Source organism: Paenibacillus thiaminolyticus, from assembly GCF_007066085.1.
GTDB classification, from domain to species: Bacteria; Bacillota; Bacilli; order Paenibacillales; family Paenibacillaceae; genus Paenibacillus_B; species Paenibacillus_B thiaminolyticus.
Map to the genome: position 1 here is coordinate 2,024,048 of NZ_CP041405.1, position 25,652 is coordinate 2,049,699.

The window sequence follows — 25,652 nt, forward strand, 5'->3', positions numbered from 1 at the left end:
ATCACCTCCTTACTATGTCGATGAATTCGATATACACACGAAAGACACACATTCCTTGCAACCCAAAAACGCCTCTCGTTCAAGAGAAGCGCAGACATGCCTACATATTGATCAAGGAATTTCCTTCGCTAATCGTCGTCCCAGTGCCGAGACAGGTCGTCACGCTTGAGCCTTGGACGGCAATCAGCTTGCCGTTCAAATATACCCGCTTCGCGTTGCCGCCCGCTATCATGCCTTGACCGCTGCCCGACTTGCCCGGGGAAATATTGATGTACCGCGTCCTATCGGTATCCGAAGGAACCGAAGGGCTGGCTTGCCAGACTTCATTCACCCGATCCCCGACGACCGCGGCAGACACGCCGTTCACATAGAAGCGGGAGCTCGCCGCAATGCCGCGGCCGGTAATCAGAGCGCCGGTGCTGCCTGATCCGGTTGATTCCCAGTAGTCATCATCATAATCCCTAGTCTGTATCGTATAAGTCACATGCCCATCCTTCACGACCGGGGCGGTTGCGCCCCCATTCAAGGCGATAGCAGCCATCGCATTCCCACCCTTCACCGCTGAACCGGCTCGCCAACGAACCGGTGCATTCCTTTTTCACCATCAACTGTTCACAAAATCAAACTGGACCGCATGGAAGATCATGTTGCCGTCTGCGGTCATCTCAATATAAGCCCGCTCGGTGCCGAAGCGGCCCGCGCCGCCCTTGGCGATCGCTTCGATGTCTCGACCGTCCAGTACGATGCCGCTCTCCTTCGCAGTCACGTGCACGCCTTCGTCCCGCAAATCGAGGCTGCGTTTTTTGCCTGTGGCGCTGGCGCCGTATTCCAGCATATAACCGCCGGAATACTTTTTCTCGACCGCCACGCCGTGGCCCTCCCCGGTGCCGTCCCCGATGCCGAGATAGCGGGCCGGCTGGGCGCTGCCGTCGGGCTTGTCCCGCTCGAACGTAATCTTCTGCTTCACATTGATGCTGTCGAAATTGTACGTGTTGGCCACAATCCCGGTATTTTCCGTCGTCAACACTTTCTTGTCCGCATCCTGCCAGTAGAGCGGACGGCCGCGCGAATCATGCGCCGGCTCGCTCTTCGACACCCTGGCTGTGATGAACTGAATCGCATGCTCCTGAATCTCGATATAGTCGACATATTCCCCTTCCTTCATCACATCTTTCGGCAGCGTCTTCACCTTATTCACCGTCAGATCATTCACATACGTCTTGTCGGCCAGAATCGTGTTCACCTGGATCATTTCCGGAATGAGCTTGCCCACATTGATAATATCGAGATGGTCCATATCGATGTAGCCGGCTTCCGTATCGATCAGTACATCGCCAGCGGGACCGACGAATTTTCCTTTGTAGGCCGTCAGATTGCCCTTCATGTCGACGCGGAAGGGGGCCTTCCCGAATTCATCGTGCCCGGCCCAGATGCCTATGCTCGGATAGACCTTGAACACATCGTTGCCCTCGCCGATGACCAGGCTGGAGCCCTCGATATGGCCGTTCTTGAACAGGGAGCTGTCGATCTCGGCGTCCTTCGCGAACAGCTTGTTCATCCAGACATTCCCCAAGTAATCGGCGTGAAAAGGAGCCTGCGACCATACGGAGGAACCGAGCGCAAGCCCCTGCTTGTCAATCGTAAACACTTGATCGTCAACCCCGGCCTTGACGAACAGATCGCCGTCCAGAGAGGTGCCGAACGTCTTCTCGTACACGCCGTGGCGAATGCGCTCGATCGTGAAGCCGTCATCCGCAGTCATCGAGACCCGGTTCACCTTCGTGTCGCTGCCGCAATCGCCGGAAGCGTACCGGTTCACGATCATGCCGAACCGATCGGGACGATCCGCCAGCAGTCCGAGCTTCACGACCTCCCGGCCGCAACGGTCGTCGATCATGAGGCGAGAGCCCTCGATGGTGAACACCCCGGTCGTATCGCCGATGACGACGCGCTGCCCGAGAATGATCTTGCCGAGCACCGTCTCCGCGATCAGGCCGTCCGGCGTAATCGCCGTATCGTACCGCAGCCCGCCCGAGCGCGTCAGACCCAGCGCACCATGCGTCGCCCGCAGGAAGCGGTCCGGATCGTTCGGATCAGTAATCGTCAGCCCTTTCCGATCCAGCGTCACGAACTCATTCGACGCCATATTGATGTCGTCCGTGACCTTGTTCCAGAAATGGTCGAACAACCGGCTCATATCCGACGTATCGACAACGGCCTGCCCCCACTTCTTCTTGTTGCTGTCCACGACAATCGACGTGCTCTTGCTGTCGTAGATGAACTTCTCCAGCCGCTTCTGCGCATCGGATACATCTCTGGCGTTGCTGATCGTGAGGCTGATATTGCCGTCCTCATAGTCATAAGTCATCTCCGCAATGCGGGCTTCGATCTCAATCTGAAGCCGCTCATGCTTGATCGTGACCCAGTCGCCGACGACCAGCTTGTCCCAGTTATGCTGCTCCTCGACGATCTCGAGGAAGTTCACGATATCGATGCGGAATGTCGTCCGGGGACGCTGCAGCTCCTTGAACTTCTCGATCGCCGCCTCATACAGATCTTGCTCGTCAATGTACTTCTCATCGCTGAACTCCCGCTCGATGACATACAGGTTCAGCTCCTGCAGCAGCTCCGGGGCGAAATTGCTGTCGGCGGACAGCGTCTTCTGCAGCTCGGCCATGTTCGCTTTGACATCGTCCAACTGCTGCTCCAAATGCTTAATCTCGATTTCCTTCGCGGCGATCTGCATTTGCTTATGATCGAGACTGAACTTTTCAATAATGTCCGTGCCGTTGTTCGCTCCGTTCAGCTCGTCGAGGGAGATGAGCGCCACCTGCAGGAACACCTCGGCCTCGGCGCCGCCCCGCACCTCGACGGCCGCCTTGTCCGCATGATGCCGCTTGCCGAGCAGCATCCACCGGTCCGGAGCCGCGGCTTGATCCGCACCGTCGAGCGCGACCGTGAGGCCCCCTTGGCTGACCTTGCACAGAACCGCGTACGGATATTCCGGATTCAACGCGAAGCTTCGCGAGCTGCTGCCGCGGTGCGTATACTTCTCGAAAAACATCTTCTGCTCGAACTGCTGCGAAATCATCGTATCGGTAATGACCGCTTCGTTTTTTTTCAGCTTATCCAGCTCAATGCTTCGTTCGGTCATACTGTCTTCGATTGTCTTGCGTTCAGCCAGCAATTCCCGGAACTTGTCCCGCTTGCTCTCCACCAGATCCTCATAATCGAGCAGCGCATGGCATAATTCATCGGACATGTACTGGCTGTGCCGGATCACCTGACGCTGCTCGCCCCGCTCGAACGGATACAGAAAATAACTGAAATTCTCAATGTAATTCTGCCCCGTCGGGTTGACCTTTTGAATCGTAAGCCCGTCCTGGCCGAAGGCCTTCAACCGGGTGACCATCTCATCCGCTCGCGCTTCCTTGCCGATCGACTTCAGGTATTTGCCATAGGAAAAAGAAAGGCCCTTGTTCACCCCGAACAGCTCCGGCTTGAGCAGCGACACGGTTCGCCGATGCGTGTCCCATTGGACGACCGCATTGTAGGTCTCGGCCACTTGATAGACCGCATCCAGCACCGTCGTGTTCCCGAACTCGAAGGCGCGGTACGTCAGCTTGAAGTCGGCATCGATATAGCCGATATTCCAGATCGTGCTATGCAGCAGTTCCGTCAGCACCTGCTCGGCATGATACGACTCGACACTGTAATCCCGAATCGATTTGTCGCTCAGCTCATAAGGAAGAGCGAAGCAGGCGACCTGCCGGTACAGCCTGTCTTCCTGTCCGCTGTCCTCAATCGAGTGAATCATATACCACTCGCTCTTCGACCCGAGCGTCACCCGGATATGATACCGCTCGCGGAGCAGACCGATATTTTTGTTCGGCACGAGCCGGTGATTCACGTCCAGGTACAGCGGAATTTTGAAGGTCAGCTCGTTCACGGAGGACAGCGAGATGCTCTGGCTTATGTCATACGCTTCGCTGATTTTGCTGATGACGCTGCCGTTCGGCTTGGCGAGGAACAGCTGCGGCCGGTACGGCTTCTTAAGATAATCAATATCGCCCAGCAATCATCATCGCCTCCTTATTGAATTCTCCGGAATTGATAGCGGAATTGGAACGCGGCGTTCCCGCACACCTTCAGCACATTCCTTCCGGGCGGCAGCGACAAATACCCGTCGTTGAACCCGCTGTAGCGGTACGTGTTCACCAGACTGGTCTCGATATGCTGCCGATCATTGTTCACATACACCTTCTCTTCATCCAGCAACTGCTCGAAGCGGAATGCGGCGTCTCCCTGCGACGTGTTCACGATGGCGAACTCGCCGCTTCCTTCCTTCGTGATCCAGATTTCCGGGGAGCAGCTCACATCTCCCTTATTGTCGAACACGACAACCGGTTCCAGCCGGAAGGAGATCGACCGGAAGGAAGGCGTGACGCCCGGCATCCCGGACTGCAGAATGACCCGGTACCGCAGCATCGCTTCGCGAAGGGGCGTCCCGGCTTCGATATCCGGAATGCCGCCGCCGTTCACGCACGCTTTCCAATCGCTCCAGGTCCGTCCCTGATCCGGGGAGAGCGAGGTCTGGACCGCAGCCCGGCAGGAGGGCGGAACATCGCAGTCCCAGGCCAGCTTCGTCAGCGCCCCGTCTCCCTCGAGCGCAATCGGCAGCGGCTCCGAGGTGTACACCCCGAGCAAATTCGATAATGCAAGCCAATTTGCCATCACATCCACCTCTACTCGATTTTCCCGAAGGGACGGAACAGAGCGGAGATGCCGCTCTCCTTCCACTTGGCGATGCGATAGCCGAGCCATACGGCGGTGCCGTCATAGATGCTCGTTCCGTCCGTCAACGCCCATTCCGCTTCGGTCCCCCCGGATTCGCCCGCCGTGATGCAGACATAAAAACGGCCGTTATCGACCGTCGGAAATACGATATCGTGCTTCTCGTACCGCTTCGAGCGCTGCCAGCGCTGCGCTCCCCGCGTGTCCTGCACCTCCTGGCCGGACGCGGTCGGGAAGACCGGCTCCATCGCGCCGGAATGCCCGGCTTGAATGCATATATAGACATGGGCGTTATCCGTCTTCGGGATGACATAATCCCCTGTCTTGTAGGAGGTAAGCTCCGTCCATGACGGTGCCGTGCGGCCTGTCCGCGTGTTCACCCAGCCGGCATAATCCCCGATCGCCGGCTCCGCATTCCAGACGATATGCCGCTGCTGCCACGTTCCCGCGACCGGCGGCGCCGTTCCGTAGTCCGGCGAGACCTCATCCAGCTTGGCGAAGTTATGGCCGAGCTGCTCGATCGTCTCGTAAATCTCATCCGTATAGTCCGGAAGATGCAGCGCTAATTTTTCCGTTGTAGTTGCCATCGTTTCGTCCTCTCTCCTTTCGTTCACCCAATATCGGACCATCTCGTACCCGAGGCGTAATCGCTCCAGCGCGGCCTCTGCGAATCGAGCAGCAGCTCTCCCTGCGGCCCCAGAATCACCGCTTCCCGGCTTCCCTGGGCGAAGTTCCGCTCCGCAATGTCCGCCACGGTCTCCTTCCATTCATACCGCGGAGAGTAGTAGACCGGGGAGTAGGAATACGGAGAATCGCATTTAAAGGTCACGTTGATATACCCTTCGGATAATCCGTTATGGATCAGCATCGGCTCGTCGATAACCAGCGCATAGAAGACCCGCTCCGGATCCGAAGAGAAGACCAGCTCCCGGTAATAGCTCTGCTCGGTCAGCCAACGCGCCGCTTCGCGAATCCGATCCGAGTTCCATGTTTCTTCGAATGCGCATGAGACCTGGAAGCGCAGCGGTTCTTTGGCGATGTTTTGAAAATAGGGCCGGTCTCGTCCCGCGATGCTGACCTCGCGAATCGAACGCGGGGCCGCGAAGCTCTCCTCCAGCATGCCGGAGCTGATATTGACGTTCCGGATGCCGAAGTCGATGCTGGAGACCCCGGCATAGACGAAATAATCCGCGTCTCTAATCGTCATGTTCACCATTCACCTGCCTTTCCTATAATCGATGCCCCCGGGCCCGGAGCGCCGTATCGAGCGATTTCGCGATATCGTCCCCGTCCTTCTGCGCGAAGTTCCCCGTAATGGCAATGTGGAAGTTCTGGGTCGGCGCTCCCGCCAGGGCAGGCTGAAGCGCGGGAACGGAAGCGAACGGCCTTTTGATGGAATCGATAATGTTTCTGGTGATATCGACCACCTTCAGCAGATTGAACGAATCGGATTGGTTCAGGATTAGCTCTTTTTCATGGGCGAGCAGGAATTTGCCCTGCTTCTCCCCCCACGCCGGCATCATGCCGCCGGATTCGGCGGAGAAGATCTTTTTGTTTTTGAGCTGGTCACCCGCGCCCGGAAGCATGGTTCCCGAAGTCGTTCCCGGCTGTTTGACCGTACCTGAAATCGAGGGGACTAAGCTCTTCCCGTACTGCTCCAGCTCGTCATAATCCTGCTCGAAGCTATACTTGATGTTGTCGGCAATCGTCTGGCCAAGCCGTTCGCTTGCCTTAGCTAACTCCGCGAAGAACGAGTCGTACTTGCCTTTGATTTCGTCCAGCGCCGTGAACACGACGTTCTTGTCATTGCTGAGCAGCTGCTGCTTTATGCCATAGAAGTACTTTTCATCCTCCAAAATTCCCTTATAATGCTGCTCGATTTTGCTCTTCTCTATGTCCAGCTTGGCTAACTTATCGTTATGCTGATTATCTTCGAGCTCTTTTTCGTTCTCGATGATCTTGCGCCGGTCTTCCAACTGATCGGAGAGGGCCTGTTTGCGCAGCTCCCGTTCCCGATCCAGCTTGAACTTGTCGATCTCCTCGTCTTTGGACTCGAGCTGCTCCTGAAGCTGCTTCTTCTTCGCTTTCGCTTCGAAGGAATCGTCCAATGCCAGAACGTTGAGCCGATCCTGGATATCCTGCCGTTCCTTCATCAGCTTGCGGAGCTGCGAATCGTAATCCTCTTCCGCATTGGCGCGGTCCAGCCCCTTGAGCTGGGCATTGATATTCTCCTCGGTCTTCTTGAGCTCCGCATCCAGGTGCTTCATCTTCTCGTCGTGACGCTTGTTCTCCGTCCGAATCTCTTCCTCGATCGCTTGGGTACGCAGTTCTTTTTCTTGCTGCAGCACTTTTTTCAGGTTGTCAATCACCTTGTTCGCGTTATCGAGCCTTGCTTTTTGTTCCGCTGCCTGATTGTCTGCGATTTGCTTCAGCACGGTGCGCTGGTATTCTTGCAGCGCTTGCCGCTTCGATTCGGCGCGGCGCTTCTCGGCCAACGAGTCCGCGTTAGCTGCCTTGCGCGTCAATTCCGCTATCTGGGATTCGATAGTCCGGCCCGACTCTTCGTAAATGGAGATGATCTGATCATCGATTTCTTTGGCTCTGCGCTGTTTCTCTTCGGTGTCCAGGCTGCCAAGCAGGCTGTTCTCGAATTCGAGTTCCTCGATTCGCTCCTTGTACCCGGCAATCAAGGCTTCGGCTTGCTGTTGACCGGCATGCTCGGCTTCGGCCACGATCTCCTCTTGCTTGCTCCGATCATTGTCCCGCAGCCATTCCAGATAGATCGTGGCGGCCCGTTTCTGCTCCGGCGGCGTCTTGCTGTTCCGGATAATCTGCTCCGTATCATCGATCTCTCCGCGGATGCGCTTGCCTTCCGTCACCAGCGCGTTCATGTTCTCGGCCGCGTTCTGCGCGGCAAGCCGCTTCTCTTCGGCCGTATTGATATCGCCAAGCAGCGCCAGTTGATGCCTCAGCTTCTCCCTCTTCTTCTCGCTCGGCTGCTGCAGGCTCTCGAAGCGGCGCTTATAGGCATCGGCCAGTTGGATGACGTTCTGATCGATTTTGAGGTCCGTGTCGCCGATAGTGCGGGTCAGCTCCATATATTCTTCGACGAACTTCTCATAGTCCCTAGCCGAATAGCCCGTCTTGCTCCCGCGCTTGCCTATCGACTCGAGCCGCGTACGGACATCCCCCACGACTTCGCCATTCTTGACCAGCCCGGCAGATCCGAGCAGGGATGCCAGCTCCGAGCGGCGCGATGACTGCGACTGCCGCAGCTTCCGCAGCGCCTCCCCCATGTCATTGTAGAGACCGATCCGCTTCTCCAGCAGCTTGTCGTACTGGCGTCCGGACGCCATCGCCTCTTCCATTTGCTGCTGATTTTTCTCCAGGGACGCATTGACCCGCTGAATCGCTTCCTCGAATGGGTTGAACCGCAAGCTCGGCTGGTAGGAATCCTTCTTGCCGGAAGAAGAGGAGGACGTTCCTTTGCGGCTGACTCCGTAGTAGGCGTCATCGAGCAGCGCTTCATATTTTTTGTAAAAGTCTTCTGTATCTTTAACCTGCTGTGTTGCTTCCTTCAGCTTCTCGTCTTCCCGCTGTTGTACCTTATCGAAGAATCCCTTCGAGCCAGGAACGATACTCGAAACCAAGTTTGTGAACTGCTTCGATTTCTCCCGATTCGCTTCGGCTTCTGCGATTCTCTTTTTGGCATCGGCCAGATCCTGAATGCTGCCCATCTCGACGCCGTAGATTCGAATTCGGGCCATCGATTCGAAATAAGCCGACAGCGTCGAACGTTTTTCGTTCTCCAGATCGTCCTTCGCCTTCTTCAGCTTTTCTTCCCGTAATTCTTGAATGCCCTCTTTCTCCAGCTTCCAGCCGTCGGCCGTTTTGCTGATATGCTTTTGCAGCTCCGGATAGGTGGCCATCAGATCCAGCATCGCCTCAGTAGACATCGATTGGCCCGCCTCCAGATCGGCCAAAATCTGATTGAACGATTTAAGCTCGTCCTGCGTGCTCTTGATCCGGTTGCGAAGCTCGTCGCCCCCTTGCTTGCTCTTCTGCAAAGAAGAGGCCAGGCCGTCCAGCCCGTCGGCCGCGCCGCCCGCGCCGATCTTCATCTGGTTGAATCGCTTATCCAAATCTTTCAATGAGCTTCCGGTGATTTGGATGTTCCCGGGCAGCTTGGCGAATAAGTCGACAACGTCTTCGACCCGCTGAATGTCGCCCTTCTGGAAGGCTTGAAAGATCGCGGCGAAGTCACTCTCGCTAATCTCCACCTGATTGGCGGCGGCCCAGGAGGCCAGCACATCAGTCAAGAAGCGCGTATGCTCATTCAGTTCCTCTCCTTTGGATTCGAAGGCGTCGACATAGGATTGGAGCCGTCCTTTGATCGCGTTCTCTGCCGTACTGACCGCTTCCGTAAATTCGGTGTTGGAGGCTTCCCATTTCTCGCGTGCTTTCTTTACTTCCGTGGCGAGCTCTTCCCCCATCATCCTAATAAATACCGAGTGGGACGAATTATTCGGATCAAAATCGACGGGAAAAAACTTCTTGCTAAAGTACTCATTCTCATTGCTTATTATCGTTTTGTTCTCTCTGTTTTTCAGGAACTCCTCATACTTTTGCGATCTTTCGTTAAGCTCCTGCTCCGCCTTTTCCCTTTTCGTTGACGCCTTCTCGATTTTGCGATCGATTTTGGATTTCTGGCTTTCGTATTCCAGCTGCGCCTTCTCCCGCTCGATCCGGACCTCTTCCTGGAGAAACGCGATCCGCTGCCGAATCAGCTCATTGTTCTGCTCGTACGCGCCGGCACTCCCTTCCAGCGACTTCACGCTGATGCCGAACTGGGACTGCAGCGTACTCTCGATCTGTGCGAGACGCGTCTTCGTCTCGATCGTTTGTTCCTCGCTTGCGGCCAAGCGCTCATACTCCGCCGCCAGCGTCTTCAGATGACCAGCCTGCGCGGCGGATGCATTCATGCGCTCGAGGGATTGGCTAACCTCCTCCGCGCCCTCTTCCGCATCGCCGAATAGCCCGATCAATTCGGATACGCCCCAAGAGATCAGGGCAACTAACGCTCCTATCCCTGTGCTGACCACCAAGCTTTTAATCGCTCTGCCTAACATTTTCGTTGCGGCAGCCAGTCCTCTCAGTCCGGTAGCTGCCGTAGCCGACGCCGGAGCAATACCGAGAAGACCGGCCGCTGTCTGGGAGATGCTCCCGATGAAGGATGCAATCGCCGTACGGACCACTTTTACCGTTGCCGCCATCGTCCCGAGCAGTAGCGGCAGCGTACCGATTCGCTCCGCGAGCCAGACGAACGCCTGCCCCAGCGCTGTTGCGGCGCTGATTAGCGCGATAAGCGAGTCGCTGATGAAAGCCTCGCCCATCGTGAGCGCCAGCTCCTGCCACGCGGTCCGCATATTCGCGAGCCGGGCCTCCAGCGACTGCATATGCGTCTCATTATCCCTCATTGCCGCGCCTTCGGAATAGAGCGCTGCGTTCGCTGCATCCAGCGCCACCGGATAATTGGCCATCAAGGCCATGAAGCGGTGCATATGCTCCTTGCCGGCGATCGTCTGCGCGATATAGCGCTGCGTCCCTTCTGAGAGCTGATTCCATTTGCCGGCCAACTCCTCCACGATCTTCGAGGCCGACTTCATCGCCCCTGACGTATCCTGCAGCGACACCCCTGCCTCCTGCAGTGCGACAGCCGAGGAATCGGCTTTCATAATGCCCTCATATATCGCTTCCAGGCTGCTGCCGATGACGGCGCCCGATTCCTGCGTAATGCTGCCGATGGCGGCGGCATGGCCGATCAGCTCTTCCATGCTGACGCCATAGGATCGCGCCGCTGCGCCGGCTTCGGTCAAGGAGAGCGCCAAGTCCCGCGTCGAGACAGCGTAGGCTTGATCGACCGCCTTGAGCGAATCGAGGATCGTCATGCTTCGGCTTGCCTCGATCTGGAAAGCGGACATGGCGGCGGTCAGCGCGGCGATCGCTTCATCTCCGCTTAAGCCCGAAATATTCCGGGCCAATTGCACCGTCTCCGTCAGCGCCATGACCTGCTGTTCATTCCAGCCGGAACGGGCCAGTCCGTGCATCGTATTGAGAACATCGTCCAGCGAGCGGCCCAATTCGCCCGCCAGCGTGACGGAGCGGTCCAGCATGCGGTCGAAGTTGGTATCCGAATCCATTTCCCGCCGGAGAGCGGCCATTTTGGAATCTACCTCGATAACCGTCTGCACCGCCTGCCGTGCCCCTTCGATCGGGGCATTCACCAGTTGTTTCGCTACATTCTCAAGCACAGATTGTTTCGCTTTTTTGAGATTGTTGGCGAAGCTGTTCTGCCGTGGCGCAGACGAGTCAGGCTGCGAGCTTGAAGAATCGGCCGCTCCGCCCTTAGCTGCTTTTTGATTGGCCTCCTCGATCTGATCGCCCAGCTTTTTATAGCCGTCGATCGCATCCTTGACCGCCTCGTTCTGCTTCACGATGGCCGTGCTGCACTCCTTGAGCGATTGGAGAGAAGCTGGGTCGATGCCGGCTCGCAGTTGAAGCCTTTGGAGCGACGGGCTTTTTTCCAATTCCCGAATCGCTTGATTGATCGCCTTGGTCGAGCTTCTCATATCGAGCGACGCCGACAGCCGCAATGTTACATCATTCACGCTCTTCCCCACTCCTTTCTGTCCATGCCAAAAAAGAGCGGTTCGTCCCGCTCCTTTGGGCACATTTTCTGAAGATTCTCTCTCCGTCTTGTCCCGCTTCACTCTCGGTTCTCTTCCGCCTTATTTCTTCGGCTCGTCTTCCTCAAGGGGCTTCGACAGCACATACCGAATCTCATACATCGCATCCTGCTCGGCGAACCCCTCCACTGGCGTCCGGTTCAAAAACTGCAGCAAATTTTTCACCATATGATCCGATAGTTCATACTTGGCCATCTTTTTTCTCCCCCTTTATTCCGCGTGCCGATGCCCGGGAGGATGATCGGGTTAACGGGGATGCCGCTTCCGGCGCCACATCTCCCGCACTTGCCGTGGTCTCCTTGCCTGCCTGGTCTGTGCTGCGTGACTTGCTGAGCTTGCCCGCCTTCGCTTCCGCGCCTGCTCTATAGGCTGCCTTACCTGTCTTATCTGTCTTATCTGTCTTATCTGACTTCCCTGTCTTACCTCTTTTATCTGTCTTTGCCTTACCTGTCTTATCGGCCTTCCCCGCCGTGCCTGCCTTGCCGACTGCCTTCTTTGCCGTAACTGGCTTGCCTGCCTCGTCTGCGGCATTCGCTTCCTTCGCCCTGGCCAGCTCCGCTTCCATCGCCCGGTTGAACAACTGCAGCGCGTCATTCAATTCGCCGTACAGCGCGGCCAGCTCGTTCCGGTCGAAGGCTTCGAGGATGCGCTCTGTGTAGCCGCCGTCATGCAGCACATGCAGCATCTCCATATAATCGTCGAGGGTCGCGGCGTCCGTTACGAGCGAGGTGAAATGCTTGATCGCGAGCATCGTCTGCAGCCCGAGCAGCATGCCCGCATCTAGCGGCTTATTGTGCTCCAGCGCCTCCGTCAAGACGCGGATTAGCTCCTTCTTCATTTCGTTTTTCAGGGATGGACGGAACCGCACATCGACATCCAGCTTCCGATTGTCCCCGAATTCAACCCGCTTCTTCTCCTTGAACCGGTCCTTCATCTCTTTTTTCACTTGCTTGATTGCTAAATTTTTCATCGCGCTCATATCGCTTCTCTCCTTATCGCTGGCAGAATAATTGATATCAAAAACTCTGACTCCGGCCAGAGTTTCTCAATCCAAGCATTCTCCATGGAAAAGGGGGAGTGCCGCCACTCCCCCGCAGAATTTACAATCGATTATTCCTCGTAAATGATCATATCCGCCAACGTATCCGTTCCATTTACCTTCACCGGGAAGATATCGAAGGTCAGCGTAAGCGAGCTCGGATCGCCTGTCGGGCTCATCACCAAGGTGAAGTTCGGCTGCAGCTTCGCCTTGTAATACGTCATCTGCATCGGCACCATCTCGCCGGCCGCTTCATCCGCATAGAGCGTGTCGCCCACAATCTTCACGTATTTCGGGAAGCCCTTGGCCGTGAAGGAGAGCTTGTTCGCGGAAGCCGACTGGAATTGGTAGTAGACTTCGACCTCCTCACCTGCCGCTACGGTCGCTTTGTCCGACAAGGCGATGTCGCTGCCGGTGACGGTTTTCACTTCTTGCGCCGCCCCTTTGACGCCATTGGTGAAGGCAAATACCGATACGGCCGTGCTGCCGCCCTGCGGAGCTTTGCTCAGCTTTACTTTGTTGCCGCCAGATCCATCCTCCTGAACGGTGAGCACTTCCCGCTTATAAATGGTTTGCGGACCAGTCACAATCTCTTCACCCGCCAGGAGCGCAAGATGCTCCATCGTGAAGATCTGCGTCTCGATAGTCAGCGTCGCTCCCTTTTCCCCATTCCACGCGATACGCTTCGGGTTGCCGTTGCCGCCGCGGGCATAGACCGTCTCCGACGTCCATTCATTAGTGGCCGATGTGGCATAATCCATATACATAATCGGTTCATTCGTCGCATAGTCGATAACCTGCGTATTCAAAATCGCTCTAGATCCGTAACGTCCTTGTTCCATAAATCGTTTCCTCCTCGTAAGTTGAAGCCCCGTGCTTCTTCATTGCTTCACATCTGCTTTTCCGTTTGGTTTTACAATTTGCTTCTTGTCATCCATTCCGGCAGCGATTCATCGCGGCCCAAATATCCATTCGCCCATACCTTCAGCAAGCGGGTATGGCGCTCGCGCACATTCAAGCGCTCAAAATGCTCATACACCTGATAAATCGTCAATTCACCCACATTAAAAATATGGATGCCATTGCCCTCCGCATGGCAGAGGATGGACAAAATATCCTTCAAATGAAGCGTATTGTCGTTATCCCGGGCGCACTTCGCCTTGAAGTGCTGAAGCTTGCCGTACAGCTCCTTCGCCTTGTCGTTCTTGAAGCGGACCGGCGCCGTCTCCGCAGCCGCAATGCCGTTCACCAGCTTCACGGCGCGAACGACGTCCCGGTAATTCTGCCGATCGATCACCGCCTCGTCGCTTACGAAGGCTTGAACGTCCTCATCATAGACGAACTCGCTTCTCGTAAAAAAACGCAGCGCATCGCAAAGACTGCTATAAAGCGCCGGTATCGAGCAGAGAAGCAGGAAATCATCCTCCGCTTCGAGCTGCGCCCAATCGTCATCATCTACCGAGAATAGCCGCCTTACAACCTCCTCCTTGTCGAAGGTCGCCAGCAAAAGATACAAATTGTACAGCAGCTCGCCTATCTCGCCGATCTGATCGACCGTGGGCGAATAGACGCTAACCTTGCCGGCCGCAATCGGCTTCCCGAGAAAACAACGCAGCCGTTCCGTCATCGTTCCATATCTGCACTCCTCTCTAGCCCCATGCATCGGGGAATGGTCGGGGGAGCGGCCGCTCCTGTCCGGTTGCCTTGTTAAGCCAAGGTCCGGCGATGATCCCCTGTACTATAGCTAGTGTCTGAATTCAAACCCGTTTTGCCTGTTTTTTGTGCGTCCTTCTTATAAAAGCAAGAATATTTGATCAATTGATTGACATGATGCTGGTTCTCCTTGAGATACTGCCTGAAAATCGTCCCGACCCGCTCCATAATTCGTTTTTTCTGCTGCGCCGTCAGAATCGAGAGCGGAGCATCATGATGCACGATCTCGGCCACCTGCTCCCAATAGGTCGCCAGCTTCTGCTGCAGCAGCCGGTTCAACGATCCGTACCGCGGGTTCAACCAATTTTCGACAACCCACTCATAGGGAGAATCATCGAAGCTGTAATCCCGCTTGAAAAAGTCAATCTCCTCGTCATCCTCCTCGTCCAGATTATCCTTCAACCAATTGACGAAAATCTGGAACAGCAGCGGGTATGCCTTCGTCTCCTCGCCGATGCTGTGGTACACGGTCATATATTCATTGATTTTTTGCGGCAAAGGAATTCGCTTGACGAAGCGGTATTCCTTCCATTTCAAGTACGCCTTGCGAATCGTCTCTTTAATCGCGAGCTCATATTTGCGCACCATCTCCGCCGAGATGCGCCATTGGTACACGCTATAGAGCTCCGCCGCAATTTGCTTGTACGGCAGCTTGTCCTGCCGCTCGAAGCTCCGGCCCCGATCCGCTCCCGCAGGCTTATACTCGATATTGCTTTTAATCAAAATGTAGGGATACACTCGCAGCTGCTTCTCCGTCAGCAGCGCCTCAATCTCGATTTCCCGCAAAAATTTGGCGAAGCTGCTCTCTCCCCGGATTTGCTGAAATCTTGCAAAAGCGTACGTATCATAAGGAGAGTACGCCTTATCTTCCAGATCCTTACCGTTCCCCGCCGCTTCGCCATCCTCGAAGCTCCGTTCCCGGCGATCCGGCTCCTGCGCATTGCCCGGAATGATTTTGCCGAAGCTCTTCTCCGTGAACCGCTCCAACGAGTACTTCACATGATGATAGAGCCGGGCCCGCAGCTGGGATTCCGTGTACAGCAGGTTCCTGTTATTTTCGAGAAATTCGATCACGCATTCCACGAAATATCCTGTCATCTCATCGGCTCCGAAATATTTCATATATTTGCGTTGAATCGAGTTGTACATCTTGCGCACTACGCTATGCTTGATGTCCAGCCGGACCTGCACCCCTTGCTTTTGATGAAGGATGGTTTGGACAAAAATTCGCTTCAGCGCCGACTCCTTGCTTCCCGCCTGATATTCGGCCACGATGAACGCGAGATCGCGCTCTTGACGAAAACAAGGTTCATGCTTCCGGAATTGGTCATCCATCCAGCACTGGAATCGCTGCGGCAGCGCCTCAGCGTCTGCCACCGCCCGCGCGGCCTGCTTCTCCATGAACAGGAGCAAATATTCCATGAAGCGGATATCGATCTCATCGCGCTCGATACCGGGGTATTGCTGCCTTATCGCTTGCAGCACCTCCTGCACATCCTCCAGTTCGAACCGTATGACGCGATTGCGTTCGGAGACAATTCCATTCAGCACCGCCTTGTTGCCGCGGCGATATTCTTCCTGCAACCATTTCAAATTCCGTAGTTCCATCGCTCTCAACCCCTTTCTTTCTATCGTAAAGCTCTTTTCGGGATCGGACTTAAACGGGAACGATAGATTTGTTATTATTATTTAACAGAAATATTTAACGTTATTTTTAATAACCTTATAACGCTTTTTGTCGGATTTCGGGTATACTATACCTATACGCGTATGTGTGTGAGGAGGGAAATCGTATGAATCATTACTCGGATGACGTGAAAAAACGGCTGAAGCGGATTGAAGGACAAGTGCGCGGCGTGCTGCGCCTGATGGAAGAGGGAAAACCGTGCAAGGAGGTCGTCAGCCAGCTATCGGCTGTGCGGAACGCGTCGGACAAGGCGTTGGCCCAGATCGTGGCCGATAATCTGCAGCACTGCCTGCTGGAGGAGCAGGCTTTGGGCGGAGATACGGGGAAGATCGTGAAGGAAGCGGTCGAGCTGCTGGTCAAGAGCCGATAACGAAAGGGAGGGCATGGCTGCCGCTCCCTTTCTTTTTGGGCTGATCCGCTGTACGCGCACTGAAATCGCAATATCACTTGAAAATAACACGCATTTTTTATGAATGCAGCGATGATTCTACCACCTGACTAATATGTTCGTACATTTCCAGATACAGATCCCGCAGCTCGTCATGGGCCTGCACTGCCTCCAGCACGATCTCGTCAAGCTGCCGCTGAATGGTCCAATAGGCGCTGGCGGGGTTTCCCTCACGAAGCGGCTCCAGAATGAAGTTGAATTCCGGGAGCGCCCGGAACCATTGCTCCCTTCTCGCGGCAAGCTGATCCGCTTCCTCGTCAACCCGCGGCAGGTCATCAAGGTTCAGAAATACTCCCTGCCGATCCAACATCAGGTCGCCAGCCGGGAGAGAGAGCTCGCATTGGGCGACCAACTGCATTCCGGATGGATCTCCGCCGTCCTCCTTGTCGCATTTCAGCACGACCAGCCGGAAGCCGTCCGCTTCCCATGCTCCCAACGGCACCGTCACCTGATCCGCTCCGGACACGGCCTGAAAGCCATAGACTTCCCGCACTGTGACCGACCGATCCGGGATGACGGTCAACTGCAGCGGCTCCCCCGTTCCTCGACTGGCTGGGCTGCCGAATGACATCTCATGTCCCCTCGCCCAGATGAGAATGATCATAAAAAAAGTGCGGGTCCGCCCCATAGACACATGTTCGCCGCTGCATACGATGCGCATAGAAGGGTTGACTGACAAGTCGCATTCCTCTTTTCATCTCATAATATTTAAAAATTTAAAGAATTAGAATGAATACGCATATTTCTCTATTATGGACCATTCTCCCTGTATAGTCACCCTTATTTTCCCCGGTTGCGGCTCTCAACGTTTTATATGTATATTGACTAAGTGGCAGATTATGTATATACTATAGAAAAGCAAACATGTAAGATATAAAAAAATAAAAGAAGGGTATCTCATAAGTCGGTTCGACTTAGAGACGCCCTTTTATTACGTCAGATCGTCTAAGCTGCTTCTTGTGCGCCGTCATTTATCCAGTCTTTACCTTCAACTACACGGCTTACAACCATTGCAGCTCCTACATCTCCCGTGGCATTAATTGCAGTTGCCGGAGCATCAGTGATTGTTCCGATTAGCACCATAATTGGAATCGCAACTTCCGGGAATCCAAATGCAGAGACGATGAAAATTTCTCCAACGTATCCGCCGCCTGGTATAGCACCCATTACACAAGAAGCGACAACCGACACCATGATTGCAGTAATCAAATTTCCTGGTTCTAAAATATTTATATTAAAAATACTGCACATAAAGACAATTTTTAATATTTGAATCAACACAGCTCCATCTTTATGCAAGTTTGCTCCCATAGGAATTGTGATATTAGCAATATCATCTGGAACACCAATTTTTTTCGCCGCGATAAAATTTGACGGAATCGCTGCTGCACTTGAACAAGTTCCTAATGAGGTCAATGTTGAAGGAATGATATTTTTCCAAAAAAGGGATACGCCTTTTTTTCCTCCGCCAATATAAGCGAACAACATGCTAGAGATAAAGTAGTAACCAACAGATGCAATGAGGAAAATAATAATTGCCCGGGATAATGGTCCAGCAATTTCTGAGCCATATTCTCCAATTAATGTTGCAAAGAACGCTCCTAAACCAATCGGCGCTAAATACATGACATAGCTGACAATTTTTATAACAACTTCAGTTGCTCCTTCAAATAATTTGACTACAGGTTTTGCTTTTTCCCCAGCTGACACTGTAGCGAGTCCACATATGATAGAGAAAACAATTAATGCCATTAAGTTTTGACGGGACCATAACAAAGGAAAATCTTCTACTGTGAACATACCTAAGAAATTCATACTGCTTGACGCGTCAACGGCTTCGTTCATAACAATGTTGGTACCCTTAGCCGGGTCAAATATAACACAAACGATTAGCATATAAATCGCCGCGATAATTCCTGTAAAGATAAATAAGGAAAACATGATCCCTAAAATCTTTCCAAGTTTCTTTGTGCTTTCCATATTCGCAATGGCAGACACTAATGAGACAAAAATTAATGGGACAACACAGCAAAATAGTAAATTTAAGAATAAGTTAGCTATAGGGGAAAAAATCTGAGCTTTTTCCCCCATTATTGCACCAACGATTGAACCAATGAACATACATCCTAGCAGGATTAGTGAAAATTTGTAATTTTTCAATATCTTCATTAGTCATTACTCCTAACATTCTAGTTTTTGTAGTTCAGTAATGACGCGTTGCGTGCCCAATTCTACAAGTTTCGGATCAGTAGCCATATTCAAACGAACAAATCCTTTACATTTATCACTAAACCATTCACCAAAATCAATTGCTAAGCCACATTTATCTTGGATAAACTCCTTCGTTTCTTCACAATTTACATATGGCCTTAAATCAATCCAAGCTAAATATGTTCCTTCTAAGTCTGTTACAATAGCTTTTGGTGCATGTTTTTCCAATTCATTTTTTAAATAATTGAAATTATGACGAATGACCTCGAGTAAACTTTCTACCCACTCTTCCCCATGTGTATAAGCTGCTTCCGCGGCAATCTGGCCCATCAGACTCTTTTCTGTTTGATTAATCGTCTTAATGGCTTGATCATATTTTTCACGAATTTTTTCATCTGGAATAATCGTATGTGCATTTAATAAACATGCTAAATTGAATGTTTTAGATGGTGCAGTGACAACGACTAAATTATCATGAAATGTTCGGTTTTTCACATTCAGAGCAGAAATAAATTTTCGTTTTCCTAACATAATATCTTGATGAATCTCATCAGCTATCACAAATACATGATGTTTCTTACAGATTTCGAGAACGGTTTCTAATTCTTCTTCAGACCATACACGGCCTACCGGATTATGAGGGGAGCATAGGATAAATAATTTTACATTGTTCTCTACAATTTGTTTTTCGAAATCATCGAAATCAATACGATATTTTCCATCTTCATTAATTAATTCAGAACGCACTAATTTGCGGTTGGTATCTCGGATAGCATTATGGAATGGATAATATACGGGAGTAATAATGATGACCGCATCTTCTTCTTCAGTAAAAATGTTCACCAAATTATAAAGTTCTTGAACAACACCAGTTGAAAATCGAATCCACTCTTTTTCTAGATGGATCCCATGACGTTTTTGCTGCCAATTGAAATAAGCTTCATAATAAGAATCAGGTGTTACTGAGTATCCAAAAACGCCATGCTCTGCTCGTTCTACTAAAGCTTCTGACACAGCTCTAGGAGCCTTAAACTCCATGTCGGCCACCCACATTGCGACTAAGTTAGGATCTCCGAACCGCTCCTCCAATGCATCCCACTTTAAACAGCGTGTATTTCTGCGCTCTACACTATACATGTCTACGAATTTTTGCATTTCCATTTTTATTCCCCCTTCACAGTAGCTATTGCTTCAATTTCTACTAACGCATCCATAGGTAACTTTGCTACTTCAACAGTTGTTCGGGCAGGACATTGCATTCCTTTGAAAAATTCGTCATATACTTCATTCATTTCTGCAAAATCATCCATATGTTGCAAATAAACAGTAGTCTTAACAATGTCTTTTATCTGACCACCCCCTTCTTCCAAAATATTTTTAATATTGGTAAGTGAGCGGTAAGTCTGTTCCTTTACGGAAGCGCTCTCAATTATTCCGACATCGGCATTTATCGGAAGTTGACCGGATGTAACTATCATGTTATTGAACTTGACAGCTTGTACATAAGGTCCTATCGCTTCAGGCGCTTTTTTCGTATTTATTCTTTTCACAATATCCTCTCCTTTTGTTTAATCATGAATCTATCCTGATCAAATTGTAGATCAATAATTTTTTACAGTCAATATATTTTATTCTCATAACAATAATTTTTTACTACAACGAATAAGTTGGCACTGCTTCGGTAAACTTTATATCATATAAGCCATTTCAATAAATGCTAGGATAGCTTAATTCATAAATTTTTTACAAAAAAATGCGAAATATCAGTCGAAACAGAAATTACTTGCCTAGATAATAAATTTTTACTACAATGTTAATGAAGAAATGGGAGGATATTATGAATAACAAATTAGAAAAATATATTCCTTTTGTTGATTTTTTAGCTGAAATTCTGGGCAGGAATAGTGAAGTTGTTCTTCATGATCTGAGCAACTTAAATCATTCTGTCGTCGCAATTCGAAACAATCATATCTCAAATCGCGAAGTAGGTGCTCCAGCCACCGACCTTGTGTTGAAAATATTGAAAGAAAATAAACACCAAGACAGACATTTCATCTCAAATTATCAAGGGAAAACAGCTGGAAACAAAGATCTAAAATCATCGACTTTTTTTATTCGTGAACAAGGCGAATTAATTGGAATGATTTGTGTTAATACCGACAAATCCTTAATAAATAACTTAGAAAAGATTGTTGAAGATATCGTTTATTCTTACAACAAAACGAATAGTAAAGACCAAAATATTCATGATGAAAACTTAGAGTCGGAAAACTTGTCTCATTCGATTGAAGAAATGACCCGACAAATAGTCCAGGAAATTACGGAGGAAAAAGGAGTTAAGATTGAATACTTAAAACAAGAAGATAAATTAGAAATAATCCGCGACTTAAACAATCGTGGTGTTTTTCTATTAAAAGGGGCTGTTCCCGAGATTGCTAACATTATGAAAACTTCTGAATCTAGCATCTATCGCTATCTTCAAATTATTAAACGAGAAGAAGCTTCAATGAATTGAAGACAATTTAACGAGCAGGCGCATAAGCTCCGTCATGCCCACAAAAACCGGAAGCCCTCGGCTCCCGGCTTGTCCCGCGCCAGCTGCGCTAGCTACAGATTCGTCCGCGCCAGCGCGCGCCGGTGCCGCTCCTGCCGCACAAACGCGAACTGCGGCAGACAAATGCCCGCGAAGATCAACGCGATCCCCGCCCATTGGAGCCAGCTGACCTGCTCCTGCAGCACGGTGACGGACATGATGACGGCGGCGGGCAGCTCGGCCGCGCCCAGAATCGTACCGAGGCCCGGGCCAATCTTTGGCACACCCAGGCCGAAGAAGACGCCGGGAACGAGCACCCCCAGCAGCCCCATGACGAGGCCGTATTTCCACAAGCCGGACGCAAGCGCGCCGTCGGCGAGGAAGGTCGGCGGGAACACGAGGAACAGGCTGGCCGCCGCTCCGGTGGTCAGCGACAAGCTCTTGTTCAAGATCGGCATATCGGTCGCGACACGCCCGTTCACCATAATATAGAAGGCGAACGATACGGCGGAGATAAGGCCGAAGATCGCGCCCTTCGCCGTTAACCCGGACAGGCCGTGGTCAGCGAGTCCCCCCGCAAGCACCGTGCCAACGAGCAGAATCAGGACGGAGAGGAGCTTGGCCCGATCCGGCCAGGTCCGGTTGAGAAGCGCCTCCAGCAAGACGCCGATCCATGTGAATTGGAACAGGAACACGACGGCGATGGAAGCCGGCAATTGCTCGACCGCGATCCCGTATGAAATCGAGGTGCAGCTGACCGACAAGCCGCACGCGAGCAGCACCAGCACCTGCTTCCCGCTCACACGGCGCCGGGAGAACAGAAGCGCGGCGGAAGCCAGAAGCAGCCAGCCGAAGAAATACTGGCTCCCGATAATCTGGGGCACGGTATATCCCTCTCCTATCCCGAGCTTCATAATTGAGGATAATGTTCCATAGCTGCAAGCCCCGATGAAGACTAACAGCGCATAACGAAATAATTTCATAGTCTATTACGCTCCCTTCTTGTTGAAATTCCGTAAATCCACGCAAAAAGCCCCCTGTCGCTTGACAGGGGGCGAACGAAACCAGATGCGCTCACGAAGCGGTAACCCGTGCACGCTTCCGCAAAATTTCGCCGCTCAATCCATGGGACTGAGTTTGGTTGCTGAAGCCGAACGTTTCTGCACGTTCATTGTAAAGAGGACAACGGACAATGTCAATCCTTTTGAAGCTGGTCCGGCAGCTTGCTTCCCTTGGCTTCTGCTACCTTCCATCCATTCCACTCCATTATATGGAACCTTGTTTAAGAAAGAGCGCTTTCATCGTAGATTAGGTCGTATCGTGCAAAATGAGAAGTTGATAGAATGGTGGCAACGCTTACAACTAGGAGGTCTCAATCAATGAAAACCAGATTCATGAAAGGGGCAGCCATCGCCCTGGCGGCCATCATGCTGCTGGCTGGATGCTCCAGCCGCTCGGGAGATACGGCAACCGACACCGAACCGGCCAAAAAGAACACCTCGGCATCTACGAAAATCACGGTCGACAGCAGCGTGAACGATCCGGTGGTGCAACGCGCGTACAAAGACATCGTGGCCGCATTCGAGGAAGAAAATCCGGACATCGAAGTCGACCTGCAATTCCCCGGCTCGGAGCATGATAATATTTTGAAGGTCAAAATGGCCGCGAATGAAATGCCCGATATCTTCGATACGCATGGCTGGGCGCAGGTGCGCTACGGCAACTACTTGGCCGATCTGCGCGATGAACCGTGGGTTCCTCAGCTAACGGACACAATCAAGGACGTCGTCACAGACAAGGACGGCAAAGTATATGCGCTGGTGCTGAGCGAGGCCAAAGACGGCTTCACCTACAACGCCGACCTGCTGGAGCAATTGAATATTCCCGTCCCGTCCACATTCGACGAGCTGATGGCGGCAGCCGACAAGATCGTGAAGGAGACCAACGGCGAGACGGTGCCTTTCCACTTCTCCGGCATCGACGACTGGACGATCGGCCAGTACTTCGATCTGATGGCGACCCCGCTCCTCATCAGCCCGGAGCAGAATGAGAAGGAAGCGCTCCTGAATGGAACCTTCGACTGGACGAAATGGACGCCGCTCCCGGAAAAATTCCAGGAGATGCACAAGAAGGGCTATATCAATAAAGACGTCATTACGGCAAAATACAGCGATGCCTCCCGCCAGTTCGCGGAAGGCAAAGTCGCCTTCGTCATGGTCAATCCGAGCTTTGCCGAAGAAGTGCGTAAAATGAACCAAGATATGAAAATCGGCTATATGCCTGTGCCTGCGCTAGTTGCCGGCGACGAACCGAGCTTCTCGGGCGGCGAGCGCTTTACGATGGGCGTATGGAAAGACACCAAAAATATGGAAGAAGCGAAAAAATTGCTTGCCTTCTTCGCCAAGCCGGAGAACATGAGCAAAATCGCGAATGTCACCATGCTTCCTCCGGGCCTCAAGGGCGTAGATGCGAAGCACGAATTCTCGCCTTATTATGAGCAGTACAAGGATGTCCGCGTGTTCCCTTACTTCGACCGCGTTTATTTGCCGAGCGGAATGTGGGACGTACTGTGCAAGCAGGGCACGGAGCTTCTGGCGGATCGCATCACGCCGGAGCAATATTCCGAGGTAATGAAGCAGGAAGTAGAGCGATTGCGCAACAGATAGATAGACGACGCAGTAGAAGAGGGCCTTGTTCATCCGAGCAAGCCCTCTCTCTATGAGAGGTCAGGAGTGAGAACACGATGAATATGAACAGAAAACGGTCGTCCGGCAGCGTGCTGAATCTCTTTTATATTCCCGCCTTGGCGCTGTTTGCCGCCTTTGTCTTTTATCCGTTTATGAAGGGAATTCAGATTTCGTTCACGAACTGGGACGGCTACTCCCAAGATTTCCGCTGGATCGGCTTCGAGAACTATCGCCGCATGTTCTCCGATCCGCAGATTGTCAACGTGATGAAAAACACGATCATTTACGGCGTCGGCAGCACGGTGCTGCAAAATATACTTGGCCTGCTGTACGCTTTATATTTGAACCGCTCGATACGGGCCAAAGGACTCATCCGGACCATCGTTTATTTGCCGGTCATTATCAGTCCGCTCATTATGGGCTACATTTGGTATTTTGTGTTCCAATATGACGGAGGCGCCTTGAACGATATTATTTTATGGTTCCAGGACGAGCCGATCAATTTATTAGCGAATGCGAATATTAACGTATGGATTATTACCTTTGTCAATACGTTCCAATACATGGGGATTGCCATGGTGATTTATTTAGCCGGCCTGCAGTCGATCTCGAAGGAGTACTACGAAGCGGCGCAGATTGACGGCGCTTCATCGCTCAAGCAGTTCCGCAACATTACGCTGCCGCTGCTTGCCCCGTCGATCACGATCAACGTCGTGCTCAATCTCATCGGCGGGCTGAAGCTGTTCGACGTCATTATCGCCATGACGAACGGCGGACCGGGCTATGCGTCCTCCTCGCTGTCTACCTTGATGTATCATTTGTATTTCTCCAGACAAGATGCGGGATATGCGGCTTCGCTCGGTAACCTGATGTTCGTCATCATCTCCGTCATCAGCATGTCTGCGCTGTACTTCTTGCGAAGAAAGGAGATGCAGCAATAATGAAGTCATATAAAAAATGGCTGATCGCCATCGGCTCGATCATTCTCATTGCGCTCCATACGATTCCGTTTTATATTTTATTGACCAGTTCCTTCAAGGCGGCCGACGATCTGTCTTCCAAATGGGCCTTTCCGGGATATATCTATCTCGGCAACTTCGTGAACGCCTGGAATGAAGCGAATCTTGGGAGAGCATTCATCAATAATATCCTGATCACCGGCATCACAGTCGTGCTCGTCGTCGCGATCGGCTCGCTGGCCGCCTATCCGCTGGCCCGGCATCAGACGAAGTGGAACAAGTTCATGTACATGCTGTTCATCTCGGTGCTCATTGTGCCGCCGCTGGCCATTTTGGTGCCCTTGTACCGCTTCTATGTCGATATTCATGCCTTGAATACGTACTGGGGAATTATTTTGATTCACGTGACATTCAACCTGCCGATCACGATCTTCTTATTTACCGGGTTCATCGGCACCATTCCGAAGGATCTGGATGAGGCGGGCATGATCGACGGCTCCAGCCGTGTCGGGCTGTTTTTCCGGCTAATCATGCCGCTGCTGAAGCCGGTCACCGCCACCGTCATTATTTTGGCAGGCGTCGCGATTTGGAATGACTATCAGTTCTCGGTCTTTTTCCTGGAAAAAACGGAAGTGCGGACCATCACCGTGTCGTTGGCGAAATTTTTCGGACAATATAACAGCAATATCGGTTGGGTCGCCGCCGGATCGCTGATGGGAGCGCTGCCGATTACATTGGTCTACCTGGCGCTGCAGAAGCAGTTCATACACGGCTTGTCTTCTGGCGCCGTCAAAGGATAAACAGAGTTACCGGTTCGCATCCGCACCGCAATAGG

The 25,652-nt window shown here is 52.2% G+C and carries 21 protein-coding genes; 5 read left to right on the forward strand and 16 right to left on the reverse strand.

The annotated features are described in order from the left end of the window. Positions 1–100: 100 nt before the first annotated feature. The 11 genes from FLT43_RS09145 to FLT43_RS09190 all read right to left on the reverse strand — a co-directional run bounded on the left by FLT43_RS09145 (position 101) and on the right by FLT43_RS09190 (position 15,900). Positions 101–541 (reverse strand): hypothetical protein, encoded by a 441-nt coding sequence (locus FLT43_RS09145; protein ID WP_087445177.1) that lies wholly within the window; start codon positions 539–541, stop codon positions 101–103. A 63-nt stretch (positions 542–604) separates the two neighbouring features. Continuing rightward, positions 605–4,078 (reverse strand): phage tail spike protein, encoded by a 3,474-nt coding sequence (locus FLT43_RS09150; protein WP_087445176.1) that lies wholly within the window; start codon positions 4,076–4,078, stop codon positions 605–607. 14 nt (positions 4,079–4,092) lie between these two features. Beyond that, positions 4,093–4,734 carry a phage tail family protein gene (locus FLT43_RS09155; RefSeq protein ID WP_087445175.1) on the reverse strand — a complete coding sequence of 214 codons (642 nt, stop codon included), beginning with the start codon at positions 4,732–4,734 and terminating at the stop codon, positions 4,093–4,095. 11 nt (positions 4,735–4,745) lie between these two features. Beyond that, on the reverse strand, positions 4,746–5,381 hold the full coding sequence (locus FLT43_RS09160; protein ID WP_087445174.1) for a hypothetical protein: 636 nt from the start codon (positions 5,379–5,381) through the stop codon (positions 4,746–4,748). Positions 5,382–5,404: 23 nt separating this feature from the next. Then, positions 5,405–6,001 (reverse strand): distal tail protein Dit, encoded by a 597-nt coding sequence (locus FLT43_RS09165; protein ID WP_087445449.1) that lies wholly within the window; start codon positions 5,999–6,001, stop codon positions 5,405–5,407. A 22-nt stretch (positions 6,002–6,023) separates the two neighbouring features. Beyond that, on the reverse strand, positions 6,024–11,462 hold the full coding sequence (locus tag FLT43_RS09170) for a phage tail tape measure protein (RefSeq protein WP_087445173.1): 5,439 nt from the start codon (positions 11,460–11,462) through the stop codon (positions 6,024–6,026). Between the two features lie 120 nt (positions 11,463–11,582). Continuing rightward, entirely contained in the window at positions 11,583–11,735 is a 153-nt protein-coding gene (locus FLT43_RS29295; protein ID WP_164776355.1) for a hypothetical protein, read from the reverse strand. Further along, complete coding sequence (locus FLT43_RS09175) at positions 11,722–12,519, reverse strand: hypothetical protein (protein ID WP_087445172.1); 798 nt, start codon at positions 12,517–12,519, stop codon at positions 11,722–11,724. Before FLT43_RS09175 ends, FLT43_RS29295 begins: the two co-directional genes overlap by 14 nt. 131 nt (positions 12,520–12,650) lie before the next feature. Continuing rightward, on the reverse strand, positions 12,651–13,421 hold the full coding sequence (locus FLT43_RS09180) for a hypothetical protein (RefSeq protein WP_087445171.1): 771 nt from the start codon (positions 13,419–13,421) through the stop codon (positions 12,651–12,653). A 71-nt stretch (positions 13,422–13,492) separates the two neighbouring features. Next, on the reverse strand, positions 13,493–14,206 hold the full coding sequence (locus FLT43_RS09185) for a hypothetical protein (RefSeq protein WP_087445170.1): 714 nt from the start codon (positions 14,204–14,206) through the stop codon (positions 13,493–13,495). A gap of 80 nt (positions 14,207–14,286) precedes the next feature. Continuing rightward, the gene (locus FLT43_RS09190; RefSeq protein WP_087445169.1) at positions 14,287–15,900 is read right to left on the reverse strand and encodes a hypothetical protein; all 1,614 of its coding nucleotides are present in this window, start codon (positions 15,898–15,900) and stop codon (positions 14,287–14,289) included. Positions 15,901–16,085: 185 nt separating this feature from the next. On the opposite strand from FLT43_RS09190, the gene FLT43_RS09195 reads away from it, so the two are divergent. Beyond that, a complete protein-coding gene (locus tag FLT43_RS09195; RefSeq protein WP_087445168.1) occupies positions 16,086–16,349 on the forward strand; it encodes a metal-sensitive transcriptional regulator in 264 nt (87 codons plus the stop codon). A gap of 97 nt (positions 16,350–16,446) precedes the next feature. On the opposite strand, the gene FLT43_RS09200 is transcribed toward FLT43_RS09195, so the two are convergent. The 4 genes from FLT43_RS09200 to FLT43_RS09215 all read right to left on the reverse strand — a co-directional run bounded on the left by FLT43_RS09200 (position 16,447) and on the right by FLT43_RS09215 (position 20,188). Beyond that, positions 16,447–17,106, reverse strand: coding sequence for a topoisomerase II (locus tag FLT43_RS09200; RefSeq protein ID WP_087445167.1), 660 nt, complete (start codon positions 17,104–17,106; stop codon positions 16,447–16,449). Between the two features lie 266 nt (positions 17,107–17,372). After that, positions 17,373–18,596 (reverse strand): dicarboxylate/amino acid:cation symporter, encoded by a 1,224-nt coding sequence (locus FLT43_RS09205; protein ID WP_087445166.1) that lies wholly within the window; start codon positions 18,594–18,596, stop codon positions 17,373–17,375. 12 nt (positions 18,597–18,608) lie between these two features. After that, entirely contained in the window at positions 18,609–19,799 is a 1,191-nt protein-coding gene (locus FLT43_RS09210; RefSeq protein ID WP_087445165.1) for a MalY/PatB family protein, read from the reverse strand. A 2-nt stretch (positions 19,800–19,801) separates the two neighbouring features. Continuing rightward, positions 19,802–20,188: a Rid family detoxifying hydrolase gene (locus FLT43_RS09215; RefSeq protein ID WP_087445164.1), complete on the reverse strand. Its 387-nt coding sequence runs from the start codon at positions 20,186–20,188 to the stop codon at positions 19,802–19,804. Between the two features lie 287 nt (positions 20,189–20,475). Between FLT43_RS09215 and FLT43_RS09220 the strand changes: the two genes are divergently transcribed. Next, on the forward strand, positions 20,476–21,153 hold the full coding sequence (locus FLT43_RS09220) for a helix-turn-helix transcriptional regulator (protein ID WP_164776358.1): 678 nt from the start codon (positions 20,476–20,478) through the stop codon (positions 21,151–21,153). Between the two features lie 92 nt (positions 21,154–21,245). Here FLT43_RS09220 and FLT43_RS09225 read toward each other — a convergent pair whose 3' ends face one another. Further along, positions 21,246–22,154 carry an EamA family transporter gene (locus tag FLT43_RS09225; protein WP_087445162.1) on the reverse strand — a complete coding sequence of 303 codons (909 nt, stop codon included), beginning with the start codon at positions 22,152–22,154 and terminating at the stop codon, positions 21,246–21,248. Positions 22,155–22,550: 396 nt separating this feature from the next. Here FLT43_RS09225 and FLT43_RS09230 point away from each other — a divergent pair, with 396 nt between their 5' ends. From FLT43_RS09230 to FLT43_RS09240, 3 genes are all read left to right on the forward strand, one after another. After that, positions 22,551–23,837, forward strand: a complete 1,287-nt coding sequence (locus FLT43_RS09230) for an ABC transporter substrate-binding protein (RefSeq protein ID WP_087445161.1) — start codon at positions 22,551–22,553, stop codon at positions 23,835–23,837. A gap of 77 nt (positions 23,838–23,914) precedes the next feature. After that, positions 23,915–24,799 carry a carbohydrate ABC transporter permease gene (locus FLT43_RS09235; protein ID WP_087445160.1) on the forward strand — a complete coding sequence of 295 codons (885 nt, stop codon included), beginning with the start codon at positions 23,915–23,917 and terminating at the stop codon, positions 24,797–24,799. Next, positions 24,799–25,617, forward strand: coding sequence for a carbohydrate ABC transporter permease (locus tag FLT43_RS09240; RefSeq protein WP_087445159.1), 819 nt, complete (start codon positions 24,799–24,801; stop codon positions 25,615–25,617). Before FLT43_RS09235 ends, FLT43_RS09240 begins: the two co-directional genes overlap by 1 nt. Positions 25,618–25,652 lie beyond the last annotated feature (35 nt).

Coding starts and splice junctions, on each gene's coding strand:
- FLT43_RS09145 (WP_087445177.1), bottom strand. CDS start 541: ATGGCTGCTATCGCCTTGAATGGGGGCGCAACCGCCCCGGTCGTGAAG.
- FLT43_RS09155 (WP_087445175.1), bottom strand. CDS start 4,734: ATGGCAAATTGGCTTGCATTATCGAATTTGCTCGGGGTGTACACCTCG.
- FLT43_RS09160 (WP_087445174.1), bottom strand. CDS start 5,381: ATGGCAACTACAACGGAAAAATTAGCGCTGCATCTTCCGGACTATACG.
- FLT43_RS09165 (WP_087445449.1), bottom strand. CDS start 6,001: ATGACGATTAGAGACGCGGATTATTTCGTCTATGCCGGGGTCTCCAGC.
- FLT43_RS29295 (WP_164776355.1), bottom strand. CDS start 11,735: ATGGCCAAGTATGAACTATCGGATCATATGGTGAAAAATTTGCTGCAG.
- FLT43_RS09175 (WP_087445172.1), bottom strand. CDS start 12,519: ATGAGCGCGATGAAAAATTTAGCAATCAAGCAAGTGAAAAAAGAGATG.
- FLT43_RS09180 (WP_087445171.1), bottom strand. CDS start 13,421: ATGGAACAAGGACGTTACGGATCTAGAGCGATTTTGAATACGCAGGTT.
- FLT43_RS09185 (WP_087445170.1), bottom strand. CDS start 14,206: ATGACGGAACGGCTGCGTTGTTTTCTCGGGAAGCCGATTGCGGCCGGC.
- FLT43_RS09190 (WP_087445169.1), bottom strand. CDS start 15,900: ATGGAACTACGGAATTTGAAATGGTTGCAGGAAGAATATCGCCGCGGC.
- FLT43_RS09195 (WP_087445168.1), top strand. CDS start 16,086: ATGAATCATTACTCGGATGACGTGAAAAAACGGCTGAAGCGGATTGAA.
- FLT43_RS09205 (WP_087445166.1), bottom strand. CDS start 18,596: ATGAAGATATTGAAAAATTACAAATTTTCACTAATCCTGCTAGGATGT.
- FLT43_RS09210 (WP_087445165.1), bottom strand. CDS start 19,799: ATGGAAATGCAAAAATTCGTAGACATGTATAGTGTAGAGCGCAGAAAT.
- FLT43_RS09220 (WP_164776358.1), top strand. CDS start 20,476: ATGAATAACAAATTAGAAAAATATATTCCTTTTGTTGATTTTTTAGCT.
- FLT43_RS09225 (WP_087445162.1), bottom strand. CDS start 22,154: ATGAAATTATTTCGTTATGCGCTGTTAGTCTTCATCGGGGCTTGCAGC.
- FLT43_RS09230 (WP_087445161.1), top strand. CDS start 22,551: ATGAAAACCAGATTCATGAAAGGGGCAGCCATCGCCCTGGCGGCCATC.
- FLT43_RS09235 (WP_087445160.1), top strand. CDS start 23,915: ATGAATATGAACAGAAAACGGTCGTCCGGCAGCGTGCTGAATCTCTTT.
- FLT43_RS09240 (WP_087445159.1), top strand. CDS start 24,799: ATGAAGTCATATAAAAAATGGCTGATCGCCATCGGCTCGATCATTCTC.